The sequence below is a fragment of the Massilia genomosp. 1 genome, assembly GCF_011682185.1.
Lineage (GTDB): Bacteria > Pseudomonadota > Gammaproteobacteria > Burkholderiales > Burkholderiaceae_D > Telluria_A > Telluria_A rubra.
Genome location: NZ_WHJF01000053.1, coordinates 1 through 20,679, shown reverse-complemented (window position 1 = coordinate 20,679; position 20,679 = coordinate 1). Strand labels below are relative to the sequence as shown.

Here is a 20,679-nt window from a genome sequence, read left to right as displayed (position 1 = left end):
CCAGCACGAAAGCGGTAAAATGGCGCCCTTAACGACAACGCAGCGCCGCGTCGCACCCTGGCGGGCAACTTACCAGACATGCCGGGCCTCAACGACAAAGAACACATGACCACTCCCCCGACCGAAATCAACGCCGCCGCCGTCAAAAATGGCCCGACCGAAAAGCACACGCCGATGATGCAGCAGTACCTGCGCATCAAGGCCGACTACCCCACCATGCTGGTGTTCTACCGCATGGGCGACTTCTATGAGCTGTTCCACGACGACGCCGAAAAGGCCGCGCGCATCCTCGGCATCACCCTGACCGCGCGCGGCGCCTCCAACGGCAACCCGATCAAGATGTGCGGCATCCCCTTCCACTCGCTCGACCCGTACCTGGCCAAGCTGGTCAAACTGGGCGAGTCGTGCGCCATCTGCGAACAGATTGGCGATCCGGCCACCAGCAAAGGCCCGGTCGAGCGCAAGGTCATGCGCGTGGTCACCCCCGGCACCCTGACCGACGCCGACCTGCTGCCCGAAAAAGCCGAACGCCCCCTGCTGGCCGTGTGCATGATCAGCCAGCGCAAGGTCGTCACCACGGGCCTGGCGTGGTTGTCGCTGGCCAGCGGCGGCCTCAAATTGATGGAGTTTTCCGGCGACAGCCGCACCGTCGGCCTGCGCCTGCAACAGGAACTCGAACGCATTGCCCCGGCCGAAATCCTGCGCGGCGATGGCGCCGAACTGTTCGACGACGACGGCAGCGCCCACACCCAGCGCGTGCCGGACTGGCACTTCGACGTCGTCGGCGGCCACAAGGCCCTGCTCGACCAGTTGAACGTGGCCACCCTCACCGGCTTTGGCGCCGATGGCCTGGGCGCCGCATTCGGCGCGGCCGGCGCGCTGCTGCGCTACGCCCAGTCGACCCAGGGCCGCGGCTTGCAGCACGTGCGCAGCCTGTCGACCGAAACCGAGAACGAATTCATCGGCCTCGATGCCGCCACCCGGCGCAACCTGGAGCTGACCGAAACCATCCGCGGCCAGGAGTCCCCTACCCTGTTCTCGCTGCTCGACCACTGCCGCACGGCGATGGGTTCGCGCCTGCTGCGCCACTGGCTGCACCATGCGCGGCGCGAGCAGAACGTGGCGCGCGCCCGCCATGCGGCCATTGCCGCGCTGGCGCAAAGCGACGCCGCCGGCGCCCTCTCGGCCACCCTGGCCGAGGTGCCCGACATCGAACGCATCACCACCCGCATCGCCCTGCTCTCGGCCCGTCCGCGCGACCTGGCCAGCCTGCGCGACGGCCTGCGCCAGCTGCCAACCCTGCGCCGCTCGGTGCAGCAAGCCTTTAGCGCCGGCGAAGAAAGCCTGCTGGCCACCATCCACGATGCGCTGGCCACGCCCGCCATCTGCCTCGACCTGCTGGAGCGCGCGGTGGCCCCGGAACCGGCGGCCATGGTGCGCGACGGCGGCGTGTTCGCGCGCGGCTTCGACGCCGAACTCGACGAACTGCGCGGCCTGTCCGAAAACGCCGGCCAGTTCCTGGTCGACCTCGAAACACGCGAACGCGCCCGCACCGGCATCGCCAACCTGCGCGTCGAGTACAACAAGGTGCATGGCTTCTACATCGAAGTCACGCACGGCCAGACCGACAAGGTGCCGGACGATTACCGCCGCCGCCAGACCCTGAAAAACGCCGAGCGTTACATCACGCCGGAACTGAAGGTGTTCGAAGACAAGGCCTTGTCGGCGCAAGACAAGGCGCTGGTGCGCGAAAAGCTCCTGTACGACCAGCTGCTGGCCGACCTGGCGCCGCACATCGGCACCCTGCAAACCATCTCGCAGGCCCTGGCGCAGCTCGACACGCTCACCGCGCTCACCACCCACGCGCTGCAACACAACTGGTGTGCGCCGCAGCTGGTCGCCGAACCCTGCCTGGTGATCTGCGAGGGCCGCCACCCGGTGGTGGAAAACCAGATCGAGCGCTTCATCGCCAACGACTGCACATTCAACGACGAACGCCGCCTGCTCCTGATCACGGGTCCGAACATGGGCGGTAAATCGACCTTCATGCGCCAGGTGGCCTTGATCACCCTGCTGGCCTACATCGGCAGCTACGTGCCAGCCACCAGCGCGACCATCGGCCCGATCGACCGCATCTTCACCCGCATCGGCGCCACCGACGACCTGGCCGGCGGCCGCTCGACCTTCATGGTGGAGATGACCGAATCGGCCGCGATCCTCAACGGCGCCACCGCGCAGTCGCTGGTGCTGATGGATGAAGTCGGCCGCGGCACCTCGACCTTCGACGGCCTGGCGCTGGCCTGGGCCATCGCGCGCCACCTGATCGACGCGAGCCGCAGCTTCACCCTGTTCGCGACCCACTATTTCGAACTGACGCAACTGCCCGAAAGCCACCCGAGCGCGGCCAACGTACACTTGTCGGCGGTCGAGCACAAGGACAGCATCGTGTTCCTGCACGCGGTGCAGCCAGGACCCGCGTCGCAAAGCTATGGTTTACAGGTGGCGCAGCTGGCCGGCGTGCCGCAGGCGGTGATCAAGGCGGCGCGCAAGCACCTGGCGCGGCTCGAATCGCAGGCGCTCGACACCACGCCACAGCTCGACCTGTTCGCGCTGCCGTGCGTCGAGCCGGATGAGCCGGCCCAGGCGCCGCACGCGCACGACGCCGCGCAGGAAGACATGCACGATGCCCTGCTCGACGCCCTGGCCGCCATCGATCCCGATGCCTTGACCCCGCGCGAAGCGCTTGAGCGCTTGTACCAGCTCAAGCGCCTGGCCACGCCATGATGCGCGCCGCGCCACTGGCCGCGTTCCTGTGCGCGGCATGGCTGGCGGCGACGCCGGCCGCCAGCGCCGCGCAAGGCAAGCCGGCTGCCGCCAAAGGACCGGCGCCCTACCAGTTCGCCATCATCGGCCACCGCTTTGCCGATGGCGGCGGCGAGCCGCAACTGGAACAAGCCATCGCCGCCAGCGACGATGGCGCAGTGGCCTTTATCGTCGCCACCGGCATCAAGGCCGAGCGCGAGCCATGCAGCGACGAGTTGTACACGCAACGGCGCGACCTGTTCGCCGAGGCGCGCCGGCCGATGATCGTGGCGCCCGCCGCCAGCGACTGGAGCGGCTGCACCAACGGCGCCGGCAGCCAGGTCGCGGTCGATCGCCTGAACCGCATGCGCGAATTGTTTTATCCGGACGCCGATTCCCTCGGCAAGCGCAAGCTGCCCTTGCTGCGCCTGTCGACCAGTTCGCAGTTCCGCAGCTACGCCGAGAACGCGCACTGGATTGTCGGGAACGTGCTGTACGCGACCATGAACCTGTCGTCGGATAACAATCACTATCGTCCCGAGGCGGGCCGTAACAGCGAGTTCGAAGACCGCGCGGTGGCCAACCGGTTCTGGCTCAAGCGCCTGTTCGGCACGGCCCAGCGCAAGAAGCTCGATGCGGTGGTGTTGTTTACCGAAGGCGACATGAAGATCCACAGCGAAAAGCCAGGCTTGCTGTCCATGCTGGGACCGGGCGAGAACCGCAAGGATGGCTATGCGGCGGTGCGCCACCAGGTGCTGGCGTCGGCCCAAAAATTCGCGGGCAAGGTGCTGCTGGTCGATACCGCGCTGCCAGTGGGACCGGCACCGGCCATTGCATGGCGCGCCAACCTGGGTCATGTGAGCGTGGGATCGGGTGTGCTGCGCATGCGCGTGGCGCCGGGCAGCGAGAAGATGTTCCTGCTTCAGAAGCCGTAGACACAGACGCAAAAAAATACAGCCGTAAACGCAGATGCGGCGCCGGAGAAGATCTCGGGCGCCGCACGGACCGGATGCGAGGCGGGCGCAAGCCCGCCCCGGCATGCGGGGAATTAATGCACCGGGTGGCTGCGGAAGTGGTCGCCCTCTTCGCCGTCACCCTCGTCGTCATGGTCGTGATGACCATGCGCGCCGTGCACGTGGCCGTGCGCGATTTCGACGTCGAGCGCTTCGCGCACGTCGGTCACTTCCAGCTCGAAGCGCAGCGCGATGCCGGCCAGCGGGTGATTGCCGTCGAGGACAACCTTGTCGTCGGCGATGTCGGTGACGGTAAAGATCATGGTTTCTTCATCGCTGTCCGGGCCATCGGGCATGCCTTCGAACTGCATGCCGACTTCGAGCGGCTCCGGCAGGCGCTCGCGCGCTTCAACCTTGACCAGGGCCGAGTCGTAATCGCCGAACGCGTCGTCCGGTTCGATCTGCAGGACGCAAGCGTAGCCGGTTTCCTTGCCATCGAGTTCTTCTTCGATTTTCGGCAGCGTATTTTCATAGCCGCCGTGAAGATAGACCATCGGCTGGCTGCCGTCTTCGATCAGATTGTTCTGCGCGTCGGACAATTTATACTTGACCGTTACGACCGTGTTTTTGGCAATCTTCATAGTGCTTCCTTTCAGTGTGTACTGGCCGATTATACCTCCCCGCCGCCTTGCCCTGTTTCGGACTTGGTTATAATGTCGCATGAAAAAATTAACGCTCTTGGGCGATATCACGCCCGCCCAGTTTTTACGCGATTACTGGCACAAGAAACCGCTCTTGATCCGCCAGGCAATTCCCGGCTTCAAGCCCCTGCTCAAGCTGGACGCGCTGGCCGCGCTTGCCAAACTGAACCATGTCGAATCGCGCCTGATCACCCAGGTCGACGGCGACTGGAGCATGCAGCACGGTCCGCTGACCGAATTGCCGCCGCGCGCGCAGCGCGAATGGACCATGCTGGTGCAGGGCGCCAACCTGGCCGACAAGGGCTGCGACGCGCTGCTGCGCCAGTTCCGCTTCATCCCGGACGCGCGCCTGGACGACCTGATGATCAGCTACGCCACCGACGGCGGCGGTGTCGGTCCGCATTTCGATTCCTACGATGTGTTCCTGCTGCAAGCGCACGGCAAGCGCCGCTGGCGCATCGGCGCGCAAAAGGACTTGTCGCTGGTCGAGGGCAAGCCGCTGAAAATCCTGAAAAACTTCAAGCCGCAGGAAGAATTCCTGCTCGAACCGGGCGACATGCTGTACCTGCCGCCCCACTACGCGCACGACGGCGTGGCCGAGGGCGACTGCATGACGTACTCGATCGGCTTCCGTTCGCCGTCCTACCAGGAATTGGGTGAAGCGTTTCTCCAGTTCATGGCCGACTCGATCGACCTGCCGGGCCGCTACGCCGATCCCGACCTGGAAGTGGCAAAAAATCCGGCCGAAATCCCGCGCAACATGCTCGCCGCCATCACCGAAGAAATGAACAAGGTGCGCTTCACCGAGGAAGACGTGACCATTTTCGTTGGCGAGCACATGTCCGAGCCGAAGCACAATGTGTTCTTCACGGGACCGGCCAAGCCGCTCACCGTGGGACGCTTCGCCGAGGCCGTCGCCAGGCGCGGCGTGGCGCTCTCGCTCAAGTCGCAGATGCTGTATCGTGGCAAGCACGTGTTCATCAACGGCGAATCGTTTGCCGTCGGCCGCGCCGACAAGGCCGTGCTCGACGTGCTGGCCAACGAACGGGCCATCGGCGGCGCGGCCCTGGACGGCGCCTCCGACGATGTGATGGAAGCGCTGTACACCTGGTACCAGGATGGATGGATCGAACTCGCTTGATGTTGATGTTTACGCTCTCAAGGACACTGCCATGACCGACGCCACCGTTCATAAGTTCAACTCGCACGCCGAATTCGAGGCGCAGCTGCGCGACTGCCTGGGGCGCGCGCAGGGGACGCTGACCATGTTCGATCCGGATTTTTCGGTGTTTCCTCTTGGAAGCATCGAGACCGATGCCGCCCTGCGCCGTTTTCTCGCCGGCGGCGGCGCCATGCAGCTGGCCATGCATGACAGCGCCCATATCGAGCGCAACTGTCCGCGCTTCGTGCGCCTGCTGCGCGAGTTCAACCACAAGATCGAGGTAGGGGCGACGCCGCGCTCGCTGCATCACCTGACCGACTCCTTCTGCATCGCCGACGGCATGCACATCGTGCGCCGCTTTCACAGCGACCACATGCGCGGGGAAGCGGCGTTCGATGCGCCGGCGGCGACCGAGCTCAGTCAAGAAAGATTCGGGGCAATCTGGATCGAGGCTGTTTCAACCTTACATCCGACCACGACTGGTTTGTAAGGGTTTGTAAGGCCCAAAACAGGCTGATCAGAATATAAATCGGAGATGCAGCAAATTAACCGATGAAATGAGCATAAAGATGACTTTTATCACAATATGAATGTTGCCAGTTCGCAAAAAGCTTCCATAAAAGCATCATGGTGCTATTGCGAAGCACCAAATTTAGCTATAATATCGGGTTAGGAAGTTTCCGTTGTCTGTCAAGCACCATTACAGGTACGAAAGCTAACGAGAATTCCCTAACGAGCGATAATTACCGGTAATTATTCATCGCAATATACGTTGTCATCATTTAGTGCATTAACTAAGGAAAACCCATGAAAAAATCTTTGCTGATCGTCTCCCTGCTGGCTGTAGCCCTGGCTGCTTGCACCAAAAAAGAAGAAACCCCAGTTACTCCAGTGACCCCAGCTGTTGAAGCTCCTGCTACCGTTACCCCACCACCAGTAGTTGAAGCTCCAGCAACCCCAGCTGCTGACGCTGCTACTGCTGCTGCAGTTGCCGCTTCGGCCGCGTCGGTTGCTGCTGACGCTGCTGTTGCTGCTTCGGCTGCCGCATCGACCGCCGCTTCGGCTGCTGCATCGGCTGCGCACTAATCAGCACGATTTGAAAAAGACCGGCCTGCGGGCCGGTTTTTTTTCGCCTGGCGATTCGTGACGTGCGGCGATTGACCCCTGAGGCGCATTGCAGAGCGCGCCAGCGACGTAAAAAAACCGGCCTCGGCCGGTTTTTTCATTCCTGCGTGTACGATTACTTCAACTCGTCGCTCAGCAGTTTCAGGATCTTGGCGCCGGTTGGCGAGGTTTCTGGCTTGCCATCATTGCTCTGCACTGTCACCTTGCTCACCGTCGCGCCCGCTTCTGTCTTGACCGCCACGCGGAAACGCTGCGCTTCCTTGGCCTTGTCGGACGAGGAGCCAAAGCTGAACAGCTTGCTCAAGAAACCATCTTTCTCGGCCAGGTCCGGATCGACATAGCGCACGAAATACACGCCCTGCACCCGGTCGCGGTCTTCCACCGTGAAGCCGACCCGGTCCAGCGCCAGGCCGACCCGGCGCCAGGCGCGGTCGAATCCTTCGGCCACTTCGACCGAATCGCCCAGCAGCTTGGCGTTTTGCGGCGCTTGCGGCGCCGCCGCCACGGCCGCTTCGGCCGGCTTGACATCGGCCACGCCGGTCAGCCTGGCCAGCAAACGGCTCAGGAATTGCGCTTCCAGGCCCGGATCGTTGGGACGCACGGTCCAGGTGGTCGACTCCTTTTGGGTGCCGACCAGCACTTCTTCCGCGCCGCGATGGCTGATGTAGATTTCAGTACCGTTCGCGGTGCGCTCGAGGCGGGTGCGGAACTTGTCGCGCTCGCCGGTCGAGTACAGCGAATCGAAGACCTTGCCGATCGACTGGCGGATGAAGTCTTGCGGAATCTTCGAGCGGTTCTCGGCCCAGTCGGTTTCCATGGTGCCGGTGACGGCCGACTCATTGATGACGGTAAAGCCCGAATCGGCCCAGAACTGCTTGAGCTGCGGCCACAGTTGCTCCGGCGTCTGGTTGACCACCAGCCAGCGCTGGTTGCCGCTGCGCTCGACACGCACGGCGTCGGTGCTGCTCGCGCCGATCGGCTGGCCGCCAGCGCTAGGTGCCGCCGTCGTGCCCTTCGGCTGCTGGTAAGTCGAGGCCGACGCCACGCCGCGCGTTTCGGGAATGGCGTAGCGGTTGTCGCGCTCGAGCTGGGTCAGGTCGGGCGGCACGTCCAGCGACGCCGCCTTCTTGGCGCCACGGTAATCGAGCTTGTCCTGTTGAATCACGGAACTGATCATGCCGCAGCCGGACAGGCTGACCATCAGCGCCGACAGCACCAGGCCGCGCGTCGCTGCAGGAGAAAATGCCGGGGCCTTGGCCATTGTTAATGTATTGCGAATAGTCATGTCGTTACTGAATGAGAAGCTGAAAGGCAGCTGGTGTCTGGGATGATCCGACCCTTGCGGGTCAGGGCTGTGGTAGGACGCCGGCGTCGCGCAGCGCGCCGCGGACCGCGTCGTGGCAGTCTTGCCCGAGCGGCGCCAGGGGCAGGCGTATGCCGGCAGGCATCAGGCCCATTTCCGCCAGGGCCCATTTGACCGGAACCGGATTTGGCTCGATAAACAGTTTCTGGTGCAACGGCATGACGGTGTTGTTGATCTCGACGGCGCGGGCGATGTCGCCGCCCATCGCGGCCGCGCACAGCTCGTGCATGGCGCGCGGGGCCACGTTGGCCGTGACCGAAATATTGCCGGCGCCGCCGCACAACATCAGCGCGATCGCGGTCGGATCGTCGCCCGAGTACACGGCGAACGACTTGTCGACATTGCGCAGCAGTTCCAGGCCACGCCCGATATTGCCGGTCGCATCTTTGAGGCCGACGATATTCGGGATGGCGGACAAGCGCACCACGGTGTCGTTGCTCATGTCGGCCACGGTACGGCCCGGCACGTTGTACAGGATGATCGGCAGGTCGACCGCTTCGGCGATGGCCTTGAAGTGGCGAACCATGCCTTCCTGGGTTGGACGGTTGTAGTAGGGAACGACCACCAGCGCGGCATCGGCCCCGACTTTCTTGGCATAGTCGGTCAGCATGATCGCTTCCGAGGTCGAATTGCCACCGGTGCCGGCAATGATCGGAATGCGGCCACGGGTGTGCTCGACGGCCAGCTTGACCAGTTCGCAGTGTTCCTCGACGCTGACGGTGGCCGATTCGCCCGTGGTGCCGACGATGACGATGCCATCGGTGCCCTCGGCGATGTGCCAGTCGATCAGCTTGCGCAGGCCCGGATGGTCCAGACTGCCGTCTGCATGCATCGGGGTGACGATTGCTACTATGCTGCCCTTGATCATATGTAGGTAACTATGCTGGTAAATAAAGTCCTGATTGTAGCGGATCGCCCGCCCGAATGGTTCATTGTTGACTAGAATCGCGCCTCGGTCGCCGCCGCGCCCCCGTCAAGGCGCGCGTCTTCGCGGGCAAAATCGGCCCCGCAAGCGCACAGGCGCTGCACCATGGCCGCCTTCGGCACGCTGGTAAAGCCCTCCTCGAACGCCAGCACGCGCAGGTGATGGGCCGCCGCCTGGCGCAGCAGCTCGCCTTCGTGCAGCAAGAACGCGGGCTTGCTCGGACGGCCGAAGGCTTCGTTTCCGCCCGCAAAGGTCTCATAAATCAGCAGGCCGCCCGGCGCCAGGCTGCGCACCAGCGCCGGAATCGAGGGCCGGTGCAGGTAATTGGTGACGACGATGACGGCAAAGCGTCCGTCCTCGAACGGCCAGGGCGCGCTGCCGTCTTCCAGGTCGAATTCGAGGGTGGTGATGCCGGGGCCGGCGGCGGCGGCCAGCGCCTCCGGATCGCGGTCGAGCGCCACGACCGGGTGGCCGAGCGCGGCCAGCAGGCGCGCGTGGCGGCCCGTGCCGCAAGCCAGGTCAAGCGCCTCGCCGCGCCGGGCCAGCGGGGCGAAGCGGGCGATCCACGCGGAAGCGTCGGCGGTGGTCAGTGTGTCAGTCATGGGAAATTCCTTTGTAGGGTAACAGGCAAGCGCAGGCGGCTATCCGCGTGCCATTGCCAGGAGCCAGGCCACGGGAGCGGCCACCTTGGCAAAGGCGGCGCTGGCCACCGTCATGGCCTTGAACAGGAAGCTGTCGAGCACATGCAGGCGCATCAGCAGGATGAAGGCCGTGAAGATGAGCACGTCGAGCACGGCCACGTCATTAACCAGGCGCAGCGCGCGCTTGGGCAGGGCCGCCAGCAGGCCGGGCGAGAACAGGCTGGCCAGCCTGCGCCCGCCGTCCGGCGGCACCGAGGGCAGCATGCGCAGCACGCGCTCGGGCAAGAGGCTGGCCAGCACGTGGCTGCCGTCGAGCGGCGGGATCGGCAGCAGGTTGAAGACCATCATCACGGCATTGACCGCCACGCCGGCGCGCACCATGTCGTAAAAGAAGCGCTCGGTGACGCCGCTGGCGGCCAGCCCGATGCCGATGATGCTCCAGGCCACGCCCATGGCGAAATTGGCGGCCGGGCCGGCCAGCGCCACGAAGGCCATGTGTTTCTTGGGATTGCGCAGGCGGTCGTACTCGACCGGAACCGGCTTGGCGTAGCCGAACGGCAACTGGATCAGCCAGTACAACATCAGCGGCAACAGCACGGTGCCGAAGGGATCGATGTGGCGCAGCGGATTGATGCTCAGGCGACCTTCGTCGGCGGCGGTGGTGTCGCCGAAGTAGTTGGCCACAAAGCCATGTCCCACTTCATGCAGGGAAATGGCGAACAGCACCGGAATCGCGAGCACGAGCAGCGCCAGCAGCGTGTTGTAAGAGCTGCTCATCGCCCGCTTCCGGCAGGGCGGGCGCGCGGACCGGGCGCGGCGGCGCCGGCAGCCACAGTCAGAGTCCGAACGCGGCGGCGTCGCCGCGGCCCTGGCGCACCAGCACCACATCGTCGCCGGTCAGGTCGATCACGGTGGTCGGCTCCAGCGAGCAGGCGCCGCCGTCGATGATCAGGTCGACCTGCTTGTCGATGCGCTCGCGGATGGTGTCGGCGTCGGTCAGCAGTTCATCGCCCTCGCCGTCCGGGTCGGGCAGGATCAAGGTGGTGCCCAGCAGCGGCTGGCCCAGTTCTTCCAACAGGGCCTGGGCGATGGCGTTTTCGGGCACGCGCAGGCCGATGGTCTTGCGCGACGGGTGCGACAGGCGGCGCGGCACCACCCGGGTCGCTTCCAGGATCACCGTGTACGGCCCCGGCGTGGCCGCCTTGAGCAGGCGGAACTGGCGGTTGTCGACGCGTGCGTAGACCGCGATTTCGGACAGGTCGCGGCACAGCAAGGTGAGATGGTGCTTTTCATCGATGCCGCGGATGCGGCGCAGCTTGTCCACCGCGCCCTTGTCGTCGAGGTGGCAGACCAGCGCGTAGCACGAGTCGGTTGGCAGCGCGACGATGCCGCCGGCATGAATGATCTGGGCGGCCTGCTTGATCAGGCGCGCCTGCGGATTGTCGGGATGGATGGCGAAAAATTGGCTCATGCGGTGGGCAGCTTGTTGAGGGCGGCGATGCGTTCTTCCATCGGCGGGTGGGTCGAGAACAGCGCGCCCCAACCCTTGCCGCTGGCGGAAATACCGAAGGCCGACATTTGCGAGGGCAAGGCGCCGGGCGCCAGGCCGCCAAGGCGGGCCAGCGCTTGCTGCATCGGGCGCGGGCTGCCCAGCAGCCTGGCCGAGCCGGCGTCGGCGCGAAATTCGCGCTGGCGCGAGAACCAGGCGACGATGATCGAGGCCACCAGGCCGAACACCAGTTCGCATACGAACACGGTGGCCATGTAGCCGATGCCGGGACCACGGTCGCTGTTAGCACGCAGCACGACCTTGTCGACAAAAAAACCGACCACGCGCGCCAGGAACACCACGAAGGTATTGACCACGCCCTGGATCAGGGTGAGGGTGACCATGTCGCCGTTGGCGACGTGGGCGATTTCGTGGCCCAGCACGGCTTCGACTTCGTCGCGGTCCATGCTTTGGAGCAGGCCGGTGGACAAGGCCACCAGCGCGGAATTCTTGAAGGCGCCGGTGGCGAAGGCGTTCGGCGCGCCATCGTAGACGGCGACCTCGGGCATGCCGATGCCGGCCCGCTCGGCCAGCTTGCGCACGGTATTGACCAGCCACAGTTCCGCTTCGCCGGACGGGTTCTGTATCACGCGCGCGCCGGTCGACCATTTGGCCATCGTTTTACTCATCAACAAGGAGATGATGGAACCGGTAAAGCCGACCACGGCCGAAAACACCAGCAACTGGCCGATGTCGATGCCGGACGCACTGACCCCGCGCCCGATGCCCAGCACGTTGAGCACGATAGTCAAGACCAGGATGACGGCCAGGTTTGTGGCAAGGAACAGCAAAATACGCTTCATGGCAAGCCTCCCGGCGTCGACATTGGTGAACAGGAGAATAAAGTAAGGCTGACAGTGGCAAATACAAGAGCCGCGCCGCCGCTGCCATGGCAAGAACGGCGCTGTTCAGCACCGCTTAAGCCGGCAACTAAAACCAGTCGTGCCAGACCGGCTTGACGCTGCGCGGCAAGGGCGGCAAGGCCGCAAAATCGACGCGCGACTCGCCCGGCGCATGGAAATCGGTGCCGCGCGAAGCCAGGAAGCCATAACGCCGCGCTTCTTCGGCGTACAAGGGATACTGGTCCGGCGTATGGCTGCCGGTGACCACCTCGATCGCCGTGCCGCCAAGCTGCTTGAATTCATCGAACAGCGCGCCCTGCCCGACCAGGCCGAGCTTGTAACGGCCCGGATGGGCGATCACGGCAACGCCGCCGGCGCCCTGGATCCAGCCGAGCGCCTGCGCCAGGGTGGCCCAGCGGTGCGGCACGAAGCCGGGTTTGCCTTCGACCAGGTATTTACGGAATACTTCGGGAATGTTCGCGCACACGCCCGACTCGACCAGGAAGCGCGCGAAGTGGGTGCGCGAGATCAGGTCGGGATTGTCGACGAACTTGAGCGCGCCCTCGTAGGCTCCGGCAATGCCCGCGCGGGCCAGCTGCGCGGCCATCTCGCGCCCGCGCGCATCGCGCCCGCTGCGGGTGGCGGCCAGGCCCTGCACCAGGCCGGGATCGTTCTCGTCGATCTGCAAGCCGACGATGTGGACGGTGTGGTTGGCCCAGGTGATCGAGATTTCCACGCCGGACACGAAGCGCATGCCCAGCGCAGTGGCCGCCTCGCGCGCAGCGGCCACGCCGCCGACTTCGTCGTGGTCGGTCAGGGCCCACGCGTTCACGCCCGCCTTATGCGCGTAGGCGGCGACGGCGGCGGGCGCCAGGACACCGTCGGACACGGTCGAGTGACAATGAAGATCTACATTCAGCATACGCAGGCAAGGCTCGGATCGGCAACAGGTTGGGTCAGGCTTTATTGTACGCTCACTGAGCGATTGACGCGGCGCGTGGCCGATAAGCCGGCCGATCTAGGCCAAAAACGCTTCCACCATCCTGGCCAGTTGCTCGGGCTGGTCGTGATGCAGCATATGCCCCGCATCGGCCATCATGCGCGAGGTGACCGTCTTCAGATGCCCCAGGCGGCGGTCGACCTCGATGCGCGCTTCTTCGCGCGGCCCCATCCACTGCCACATATTGGTATCCTCGGCCTCGACCCACAGCACCGGCGCGCTAATGGCCGACCAGCACGCCATTACCTCTTCCAGCTGGTAACCGAGCGGGGTCGGCTTTTTGTGGTTCGGGTCGCCCAAAATCTCCCATTCGCCGGCCTCGTTCTGCGCCGACCAGTGCTGCGCCAGGAACTGCGCGCGCGTATCGATCAGGCGCGGATTGGTCTTTTGCAGGCGCGCCGCCACCGCCGCCTGGCTCGGATAGGTGCGCAGCGCGGGCGGCGTGCGCATCTCGTCGAGCCACTTGGCATAGCGCCGCGGCGCCTTCTGCGGGTCGGACGCGGGCATCCCGAAGCCTTCCAGGTTGATCAGGCGGCGCACCCGGTCCGGCCGGGCGCCGGCGTAAATGCCGACCACGTTGCCGCCCATGCTGTGGCCGAGCAGGTTGACCGCCTCGCCCGGCGCGTAATGGTCGAGCATGGCGTTGAGATCGGCCACGTAGTCGGGGAACCAGTACGTGTCCGAGTGGCTGCGCTCGGTCAGCCCGAAGCCGCGCCAGTCGGGCGAAATCACATGCCAGTCTTGCTCAAGGCAATCGACCACGAACTGGAACGAGGCCGACACATCCATCCAGCCATGCACCATGAACAGCTTGGGCGCACCCTCCCTGCCCCAGTGGCGCACGTGGGTGCGCAAGCCGCGCACGGTCAAAAATTCGGAACGGGAAGGTTTCATGTGGGACTCGGCAATAAAAAAGAACGACCGTTCGAATTATACCGGAGAAGTTTTTATGCGTTGCCGTTACCCAGGATCAGTCCGGGTTGATGGTGGGCGCGACGGCGGTCGCTTCGATTTCGAACAGCATGCCCTCGAGCGCCAGGCGCGCCACCGGAATGAGGGTGCAGGCCGGGGCCGGACGTTCGCCCCATGCGGCGCGCATGGCCTGACCCAGTATGCCGAGGCGTTCCATGCTGTGGTCGACGATCAGCACGCTGATCTTGACGACATGCTCGAGACTGGCGTCGGCGGCGGCCAGCGCCGTTTGCAGGTTGGCGAGCGCCTGCGCGACCTGGCCGGCAAAGTCGGGTGCCAGTTCGCCGGCCGCGTTCTCGCCGCCCTGCCCGGCCACGTACACCATGCGTGCGGGGGTGGACGCGATCACCACGTGGGTGTAGCCGTTCGCTTGCGGGTCGTACAGCCCGATGGGATTGATGAAGGAAATGCCGGCCTGGTCTTTTTTGTGCATGGATGTCGTCCTGAGAGGGAATCGGAAAAAACTGGCTCCACTATAAAACCTCAGGTGGGATTGAGGTCAAGCGCTGCCTGACGCAATCAGTCGGTGAGCGCGCGCAGGCGCGCCAGGGCATCTTCAACAACACACTCCGGCGCTGTTTCACCCCGTTTGGCGCCGCGCCTCAGATCGAGCATGCGCACCTGATGGCCGACAGCACAAGCGCAGCTCGCTTCCCTTTTTGATCATGGCCTTCGGTCGCTTGAGATTTTCGTCGTCGCTTAGTTCGTCCAGTACAGATATCGCAAGAAGCCCATGCCCGTATCCGATTTCTGCGCCTGCTCGGCCATCTGCGGCAACGGCGAGAGCGGGTGTACCTTGTCGATGCGCTGGCAACTGTTGGTCGGCAGCTTGGTATTGCGAAACGCGTACACCGTCCCGGCCGGCGGCGGCTTCAGATACAGGCTGGCCACATTCAGGCCGCTCCCCTCGGGGCACAAAGGCGCCATCGCCGCCAGCATCCCGCCCCCGCCCTGCGTCGTGGGCAACAAGGTGCGCCCCTGCCACAGCGCCGACATTTCCTTGATCATCCTCCCCCAACTGGCGAAATCGGCTTCGTCGAGCGGCACCGGAAACACGCTGTTGACCTGCCGGGGATGGCCGATCCATTCCTCATCGTCATCGGTCTCGGCCAAAATTTCCTGGCGCATCTTGCCCGAAATCACAAAGCCATTGCCGATCAGCTGGTGCGCCGCTTTCATCAAGGCGGGCCGCGCCAGGATCACGCCATCGGATTTATCGCTCAACTCGAACGCGCGCAGATTGGTCAGCAAGCCTTCGATGAAATGATGGTACGCGAGCGACCATAAAATATCGCTCTGGTCGACGTGGATCACGGCGCCCAGATTGTATTCGCGCTCGTAATAGGCCAGGTCGTCGCTCGGGCCGCTGAAGCGGAACGCCTGGTGCCCGCGCTTGGGCAGGGCGAACAGGTATTTCTCCCATAGCTTGACGGCGCCGTCGCCGTCGATGTCGAGTTCCCATTGCGCGGGCGCCAGCCGCAGCGACTTGCGCTTGCCGAGCTTGACCTGGGCCAGCAGCTTGCGCGTGGCGCCGAGTTCGCCGATCACGTAGTCGATTTCCTTGCGCACCTCGACCACGACCGCCTCGCGCGGCATGCGTTGCGTCTCCATCCGCGCGAAGCCCTGCGTGCCCCAGGTGACGATCTGGCGCACCAGCGCCGTATCGCGGCAGATGACGGCGGCTACGCGCGCATCGTCGTCGCGTGGCGTGCCGCTGCGCGCGGCTGTGCCGCATGCTGCGGCGTAGCCGGCGCTCGTGGTGAAATCGGCCGCGCCCGCCGCCGGGACCGCCAGGGCGCCGCACAGCGCCAACGCACCGGCCAGGCGCGCAACAGGGAACAATCGCATGATACCTCCAAGATAATCGTGTCAGAAAATAAATCTATCCTACGCGAAACAAACGCGCTTGCGTCGTCCCGCCTTGTGATTAGAAGAAAACGCCCAACATCCTCCTCTCGATGCGGCCAGAAATGGCCGTGCCGCGTCGAAAGCGCGGGGGCGGCGTAAAATAGCGCCATTCCAACGCTTCCTGACACCAACATGGCTATCTACCAACTGGGCGAGCACGCGCCCGAGATTCACGAGTCCGCCTACGTCGCCGATTCGGCCAGCCTGATCGGCAAAGTGACGCTGGCGGCCAATACCTCGGTCTGGTCCGGCGTGACGCTTCGCGGCGACAACGAGCGCATCACCATCGGCGCCGACAGCAATGTGCAGGAAGGCACGGTCATGCACACCGACATGGGCTTTCCGCTCACCATCGGCAGCAAGGTGACCGTCGGCCACCAGGCCATGCTGCACGGCTGCACGGTGGGCGACGGCTCGCTGATCGGCATCCAGGCCGTGATCCTCAATGGCGCCAGGATCGGCAAGGGATGCCTGGTCGGCGCCGGTGCGCTGGTGACCGAAGGCAAGGAATTTCCGGATTACTCGCTCATCATCGGCGCCCCGGCCAAGGCCGTGCGCACCCTGAGCGAAGAAGACATCGCGCGCCTCGAAGGCAGCGCCGCCAGCTACGTGGCGCGCGCCCAGCTGTTCAAGACGCAACTGAAAAAATTGGATAAACAATGACTACAGACAATAACAACGACACCCTGCAAAAATTCATCTTCGACAACGCCGCCGTACGCGGCGAATTCGTCGACATTTCGGCCACCTGGAGCGAGATCTTGCAGCGCCACAGCTACCCGCCGGCCGTCAAGACGGTGCTAGGCGAAATGGTCGCGGCGGCGGCCCTGCTGTCGGCCAACCTGAAGTTCAACGGCGCCATCATCATGCAGATCCACGGCGACGGGCCGGTGCGCCTGCTGGTGGTCGAATGCGATTCCGATCTGCGCATGCGCGCCACCGCCAAGGTGACCGAAGGGGCCAGCGTGGCCGACGACGCCAGCCTGACCGAGCTGCTCAACCCGGGCGGCAAGGCGCGCTTCGTCATCACGCTCGACCCGATCGACAAGATGCCGGGCCAGCAGCCCTACCAGGGCATCGTGCCGCTCGACGGCGACGACATGGCCACCGTCATCGAAAACTACATGCTGCGTTCCGAGCAGCTCGACACGCGCCTGTGGCTGGCGGCCGACGACACCGTCGCGCGCGGCCTGCTGCTGCAAAAGCTGCCGCGCCACAGCGGCAAGGAAGACCAGATCAAGCAAGGCAGCGAAGCCGACGAACTCGACACCTGGAACCGCGCCGTCATGCTGGCTTCGACCCTGAAGCAGGAAGAACTGCTCTCGACCGACATCCAGACCCTGATGAACCGCCTGTTCTGGGAAGAGACGATCCGCGTGTTCGAGCCGGCCCATCCCCAGTTCCATTGCGGCTGCACGCGCGAAAAAGTCGGCAACATGCTCAAGATGCTGGGACGCGAAGAAGTCGACGGCGCCCTTGAGGAACTCGGCCAGCTGGCGATCGACTGCGACTTCTGCGGCAAGCACTACTCGTTCGACAAGGTCGATTGCGCGCAGCTGTTCGTCGGCGACACGCCGGTCGAAGTGCTCATACCGGCCAGCGACGTAAAACACTGAGATGCGCGACTCGCCCCGCTCCGCGTTCCCGCATTTTCTGGCGATTCCGACGCGCTGGATGGACAACGACGCTTACCGGCACGTCAACAACGTCGTCTACTACAGCTTCTTCGACACCGCCGTCAACGCGTTCCTGATCGCGCGCGGCGTGCTCGATATCCATGCCGACACCGTGGTCGCTCTGGTGGTCGACACGGGCTGCTCGTACTTTAGCTCGATCGCTTTTCCGGACACGGTGCATGTGGGCGTGCGCGTGGCCAAACTGGGCAACTCCAGCGTGCGCTACGAGCTGGCGCTGTACCGCAACGATGAAGCGCTGCCGGCTGCGGCGGGGCATTTCGTCCACGTCTACGTCGACCGCGAAACCAACCGTTCGGTGAGCGTGCCGGACGCCGTGCGCGCCGTGCTGGCCAGCATCGCCAGCGCGCCGCAGGCATGACGGCGCTGTCGAAGCATACCCTGCGCACCCTCGCGCCGGGCGACGCCGACGCCCTGCTGGCGTTCGAACTGGCCAACCGCGCCTGGTTCGAACGCCATGTGCAAGCGCGCGAGCCGGCGTTCTATTCGCCCGAAGGCGTGGCGCGCCAGATTGCGCAGTACCTGGAAGGCCATGCCACGGGCGCCTGGCATCCTTGCCTGCTGCTCGATGGCGACGGCCGCATCGTCGGCCGCGCCAATCTGAAAGACATCGACCGCGCCGAGGGTTCGGCCGAAGTGGGCTACCGCATCGCGCACGACCAGACCGGCAAGGGCCTGGCCACCTTCGCCCTGCGCAATTTGATCGGCCTGGCGCGCACCGCCTGGCAGCTGAAAGAACTGCGGGCCGAAGTCACGCAGGCCAACCAGGGTTCGGCGGCGGTGCTGCGCAAATGCGGCTTCGTCCACGCGCGCGATTTGCCGCAGCTTGCCGTGGTCGACGGCGCGCCGGTGGACGGCGCGCTGTACCTGCTCGACCTGACGCCGGCCTGACGCCCTTGGATGGTGGCCCGCCTGCAATGATGCCGCAAGCCGGCTACAGCCCGACCATGCCCATTTCCTTCTCGTTGTAGCGCGCCCCGCTCACCGCACCGCGCGGCACGGCGGCGCCAATCGCCGCCACGTCGGCCGCGCTCAACGCCAGCTCCGCAGCTCCCACGTTTTGCTCCAGGTTGGCCAGCCGGCGCACGCCCGGAATCGGCACGATGTGATCACCCTGCGCCAGCAGCCAGGCCAGCGCCAACTGGGCCGCGCTGGCGCCGCGCGCGGCGGCCAGTTGTTCCAGGCGCGCCACCATCGACGCGTTGGCGCGCAGCGCCGCATCCTGAAAGCGCGGCAGGCCGCGCCGGTAATCGTCCGCCGCCAGCGCCTCGGTCGACCCCAGCTGCCCGGTAAGAAAGCCCCGTCCCAGCGGGCTGTAAGGCACAAAGCCCACGCCCAGTTCACGGCAGGCCGGCAGCACCTCGTCCTCCACCTCGCGGCTCCACAGCGAGTATTCCGACTGCAGCGCGGCGATCGGATGCACCGCGCAAGCGCGCCGCAAGGTGTCGGCCGACGCCTCCGACAAGCCCAGATGCAGCACCTTGCCCTCGCGCACCAGATCGGCCATCACGCCAACCACCTCCTCGATCGGCACCGCCGGATCGACCCGGTGCTGGTACAGCAGATCGATCGCCTCCACACCGAGGCGCGCCAGCGAGCCCTCGACCGCTGCGCGCACATGTTCCGGGCGGCTGTCCACCCCCGTCACACGGGCCATGCCCTGTCCCTGCGCGCCGATGCGAAAACCAAACTTGGTGGCGATCGTCACGCTGCCGCGCAGCTCGCGCAAGGCGCGCGCCAGCAACTCCTCGTTGGCGTAAGGTCCGTAGACTTCCGCCGTATCGAACATGCTCACGCCCAGTTCAACGGCGCGGTGCAAGGTGCGGATCGATTCCGCCTCGTCGGCGCCGCCGTAGGCGAAGCTCATTCCCATGCAACCGATGCCGATGGCCGACACCGACAAGCCGGTCGAACCCAATGTGCGCGTTTTCATCACAGCTAACTCCTCGTGGTTTGAATGGAGCGGCCAGTATGCGCGGCCTCGTTTGATCGGATAAGATGCCTTATTGCGCACGCACTACTGAGAGGGATTCATCAATCCATGACCGACCTGCACGAACTCGCCGCCTTTGCCGCCGTGGCCCGCCTGCGCAGCTTCCGCCAGGCCGCCGTCGAACGCGGCGTGTCCGCTTCGGCGCTGAGCCACAGCCTGCGCGCGCTGGAGGAGCGCCTTGGCGTGCGCCTGCTCAATCGCACCACGCGCAGCGTGACGCCGACCGAGGCCGGCGCGCGCCTGCTGGCCCGGCTGGCGCCCGCGCTCGGCGACATCGCCGACGCCCTGGTCGAACTGGACAGCCTGCAGGACGTGCCGGCCGGCGCCCTGCGCATCAACCTGCCGCGCTCCGCCGCGCGCCTGCTGCTCGCCCCCATGCTGGGCCGCTTCGCCGCCGCTTACCCGCGCGTGCAGCTCGAAGCGGTCACCGACGACGGCCTGCTCGACATCGTCGGCGCCGGCTTCGACGCCGGCGTGCGCTTCGGCGAGCGGCTGGCGGCCGACATGATCGCCATTCCCTTCGGCCCGCCGCAACGCTTCGTGGTCGTCGCCGCCCCCGCCTATCTGGCCGCGCATGGCGTCCCGGGCGCGCCGCGCGAGCTGGAACGGCACAACTGCATCGGCCGGCGCTTCCCCAGCGGCAGCCGCTACGCCTGGGAGTTCGCGCAGGACGGGCGCAGCTTCTCGGTCGCCGTCACCGGCGCGCTGCTGTTCGACGATGACGAACTGATTATCCGCGCGGCCCTCGACGGCGCCGGCGTCGCCTATGTCTATCACGCCGATGCGGCGGCCCACATCGCCGCCGGCCGGCTGCAGGTGCTGCTGGCCGAGTGCGAGCCCGCGCCGTCCCAGTACTTCCTTTACTACCCCAGCCGCCGCCAGATGCCGCCCGCGCTGCGCGCCTTTGTCGATGCCGTGCGCGGCTAGTGTAGTGTTGCATTCTCAGTGCTTCGTATTGAAATATCGCGGATGAGGCGCTATTCTTGTGCATCAACCAGGAGAAAGCTAATGCGAATTGCGACGGAGATTGTGCTTACCCAGGACGAGCA

The 20,679-nt window shown here is 65.1% G+C and carries 22 protein-coding genes; 10 read left to right on the top strand and 12 right to left on the bottom strand.

Annotated features, from left to right (window positions below):
• Nucleotides 1-105 precede the first annotated feature (105 nt).
• Nucleotides 106-2,784, top strand: a complete 2,679-nt coding sequence (gene mutS, locus F1735_RS19360) for a DNA mismatch repair protein MutS (protein ID WP_167238466.1) — start codon at nt 106-108, stop codon at nt 2,782-2,784.
• Nucleotides 2,781-3,737 (top strand): hypothetical protein, encoded by a 957-nt coding sequence (locus tag F1735_RS19355; RefSeq protein ID WP_167238465.1) that lies wholly within the window; start codon nt 2,781-2,783, stop codon nt 3,735-3,737. Before mutS ends, F1735_RS19355 begins: the two co-directional genes overlap by 4 nt.
• 113 nt (nt 3,738-3,850) lie before the next feature.
• Here F1735_RS19355 and F1735_RS19350 read toward each other — a convergent pair whose 3' ends face one another.
• Nucleotides 3,851-4,396 carry an FKBP-type peptidyl-prolyl cis-trans isomerase gene (locus tag F1735_RS19350; protein WP_167238464.1) on the bottom strand — a complete coding sequence of 182 codons (546 nt, stop codon included), beginning with the start codon at nt 4,394-4,396 and terminating at the stop codon, nt 3,851-3,853.
• Nucleotides 4,397-4,475: 79 nt separating this feature from the next.
• On the opposite strand from F1735_RS19350, the gene F1735_RS19345 reads away from it, so the two are divergent.
• The 3 genes from F1735_RS19345 to F1735_RS19335 all read left to right on the top strand — a co-directional run bounded on the left by F1735_RS19345 (nt 4,476) and on the right by F1735_RS19335 (nt 6,704).
• Entirely contained in the window at nt 4,476-5,597 is a 1,122-nt protein-coding gene (locus F1735_RS19345) for a cupin domain-containing protein (RefSeq protein ID WP_167238463.1), read from the top strand.
• A 31-nt stretch (nt 5,598-5,628) separates the two neighbouring features.
• Nucleotides 5,629-6,108 carry a DUF7931 domain-containing protein gene (locus F1735_RS19340; RefSeq protein ID WP_167238462.1) on the top strand — a complete coding sequence of 160 codons (480 nt, stop codon included), beginning with the start codon at nt 5,629-5,631 and terminating at the stop codon, nt 6,106-6,108.
• A gap of 317 nt (nt 6,109-6,425) precedes the next feature.
• Nucleotides 6,426-6,704: a hypothetical protein gene (locus F1735_RS19335; protein ID WP_166897449.1), complete on the top strand. Its 279-nt coding sequence runs from the start codon at nt 6,426-6,428 to the stop codon at nt 6,702-6,704.
• A gap of 154 nt (nt 6,705-6,858) precedes the next feature.
• Here F1735_RS19335 and bamC read toward each other — a convergent pair whose 3' ends face one another.
• From bamC to F1735_RS19285, 10 genes are all read right to left on the bottom strand, one after another.
• Nucleotides 6,859-8,028 carry an outer membrane protein assembly factor BamC gene (bamC, locus tag F1735_RS19330; protein ID WP_229505861.1) on the bottom strand — a complete coding sequence of 390 codons (1,170 nt, stop codon included), beginning with the start codon at nt 8,026-8,028 and terminating at the stop codon, nt 6,859-6,861.
• Nucleotides 8,029-8,089: 61 nt separating this feature from the next.
• Nucleotides 8,090-8,974, bottom strand: a complete 885-nt coding sequence (dapA, locus tag F1735_RS19325) for a 4-hydroxy-tetrahydrodipicolinate synthase (protein ID WP_167238461.1) — start codon at nt 8,972-8,974, stop codon at nt 8,090-8,092.
• Nucleotides 8,975-9,045: 71 nt separating this feature from the next.
• Nucleotides 9,046-9,633 (bottom strand): class I SAM-dependent methyltransferase, encoded by a 588-nt coding sequence (locus F1735_RS19320; RefSeq protein WP_167238460.1) that lies wholly within the window; start codon nt 9,631-9,633, stop codon nt 9,046-9,048.
• A gap of 39 nt (nt 9,634-9,672) precedes the next feature.
• A complete protein-coding gene (locus F1735_RS35530) occupies nt 9,673-10,449 on the bottom strand; it encodes a site-2 protease family protein (RefSeq protein WP_187364299.1) in 777 nt (258 codons plus the stop codon).
• Nucleotides 10,450-10,507: 58 nt separating this feature from the next.
• Nucleotides 10,508-11,143 (bottom strand): L-threonylcarbamoyladenylate synthase, encoded by a 636-nt coding sequence (locus F1735_RS19310; protein WP_167238459.1) that lies wholly within the window; start codon nt 11,141-11,143, stop codon nt 10,508-10,510.
• Nucleotides 11,140-12,024, bottom strand: coding sequence for a protease HtpX (htpX, locus tag F1735_RS19305; RefSeq protein WP_167238458.1), 885 nt, complete (start codon nt 12,022-12,024; stop codon nt 11,140-11,142). The genes F1735_RS19310 and htpX overlap by 4 nt, the downstream gene beginning before the upstream one ends.
• A gap of 127 nt (nt 12,025-12,151) precedes the next feature.
• The gene (locus tag F1735_RS19300) at nt 12,152-12,985 is read right to left on the bottom strand and encodes a 3',5'-nucleoside bisphosphate phosphatase (protein WP_167238457.1); all 834 of its coding nucleotides are present in this window, start codon (nt 12,983-12,985) and stop codon (nt 12,152-12,154) included.
• Between the two features lie 96 nt (nt 12,986-13,081).
• A complete protein-coding gene (locus F1735_RS19295; RefSeq protein WP_167238456.1) occupies nt 13,082-13,957 on the bottom strand; it encodes an alpha/beta fold hydrolase in 876 nt (291 codons plus the stop codon).
• 76 nt (nt 13,958-14,033) lie between these two features.
• Nucleotides 14,034-14,468, bottom strand: a complete 435-nt coding sequence (locus F1735_RS19290; RefSeq protein ID WP_167238455.1) for a RidA family protein — start codon at nt 14,466-14,468, stop codon at nt 14,034-14,036.
• 266 nt (nt 14,469-14,734) lie between these two features.
• Nucleotides 14,735-15,883, bottom strand: a complete 1,149-nt coding sequence (locus F1735_RS19285) for a hypothetical protein (RefSeq protein WP_167238454.1) — start codon at nt 15,881-15,883, stop codon at nt 14,735-14,737.
• A 192-nt stretch (nt 15,884-16,075) separates the two neighbouring features.
• Here F1735_RS19285 and F1735_RS19280 point away from each other — a divergent pair, with 192 nt between their 5' ends.
• From F1735_RS19280 to F1735_RS19265, 4 genes are read left to right on the top strand one after another with little or no spacing between them, the layout of a single operon-like run.
• Nucleotides 16,076-16,606 carry a gamma carbonic anhydrase family protein gene (locus F1735_RS19280; RefSeq protein WP_167238453.1) on the top strand — a complete coding sequence of 177 codons (531 nt, stop codon included), beginning with the start codon at nt 16,076-16,078 and terminating at the stop codon, nt 16,604-16,606.
• Nucleotides 16,603-17,559, top strand: a complete 957-nt coding sequence (hslO, locus tag F1735_RS19275) for an Hsp33 family molecular chaperone HslO (RefSeq protein ID WP_167238452.1) — start codon at nt 16,603-16,605, stop codon at nt 17,557-17,559. Before F1735_RS19280 ends, hslO begins: the two co-directional genes overlap by 4 nt.
• Before the next feature lies 1 nt (nt 17,560).
• Entirely contained in the window at nt 17,561-17,998 is a 438-nt protein-coding gene (locus F1735_RS19270) for an acyl-CoA thioesterase (protein WP_167238451.1), read from the top strand.
• Nucleotides 17,995-18,528, top strand: coding sequence for a GNAT family N-acetyltransferase (locus tag F1735_RS19265; RefSeq protein WP_167238450.1), 534 nt, complete (start codon nt 17,995-17,997; stop codon nt 18,526-18,528). Before F1735_RS19270 ends, F1735_RS19265 begins: the two co-directional genes overlap by 4 nt.
• Nucleotides 18,529-18,571: 43 nt before the next feature.
• Here the strand turns inward: F1735_RS19265 and F1735_RS19260 are convergent, their stop codons facing one another.
• Nucleotides 18,572-19,570, bottom strand: coding sequence for an aldo/keto reductase (locus F1735_RS19260; protein ID WP_167238449.1), 999 nt, complete (start codon nt 19,568-19,570; stop codon nt 18,572-18,574).
• Between the two features lie 108 nt (nt 19,571-19,678).
• Between F1735_RS19260 and F1735_RS19255 the strand changes: the two genes are divergently transcribed.
• The gene (locus F1735_RS19255; protein WP_167238448.1) at nt 19,679-20,557 is read left to right on the top strand and encodes a LysR family transcriptional regulator; all 879 of its coding nucleotides are present in this window, start codon (nt 19,679-19,681) and stop codon (nt 20,555-20,557) included.
• Nucleotides 20,558-20,679: the final 122 nt, after the last annotated feature.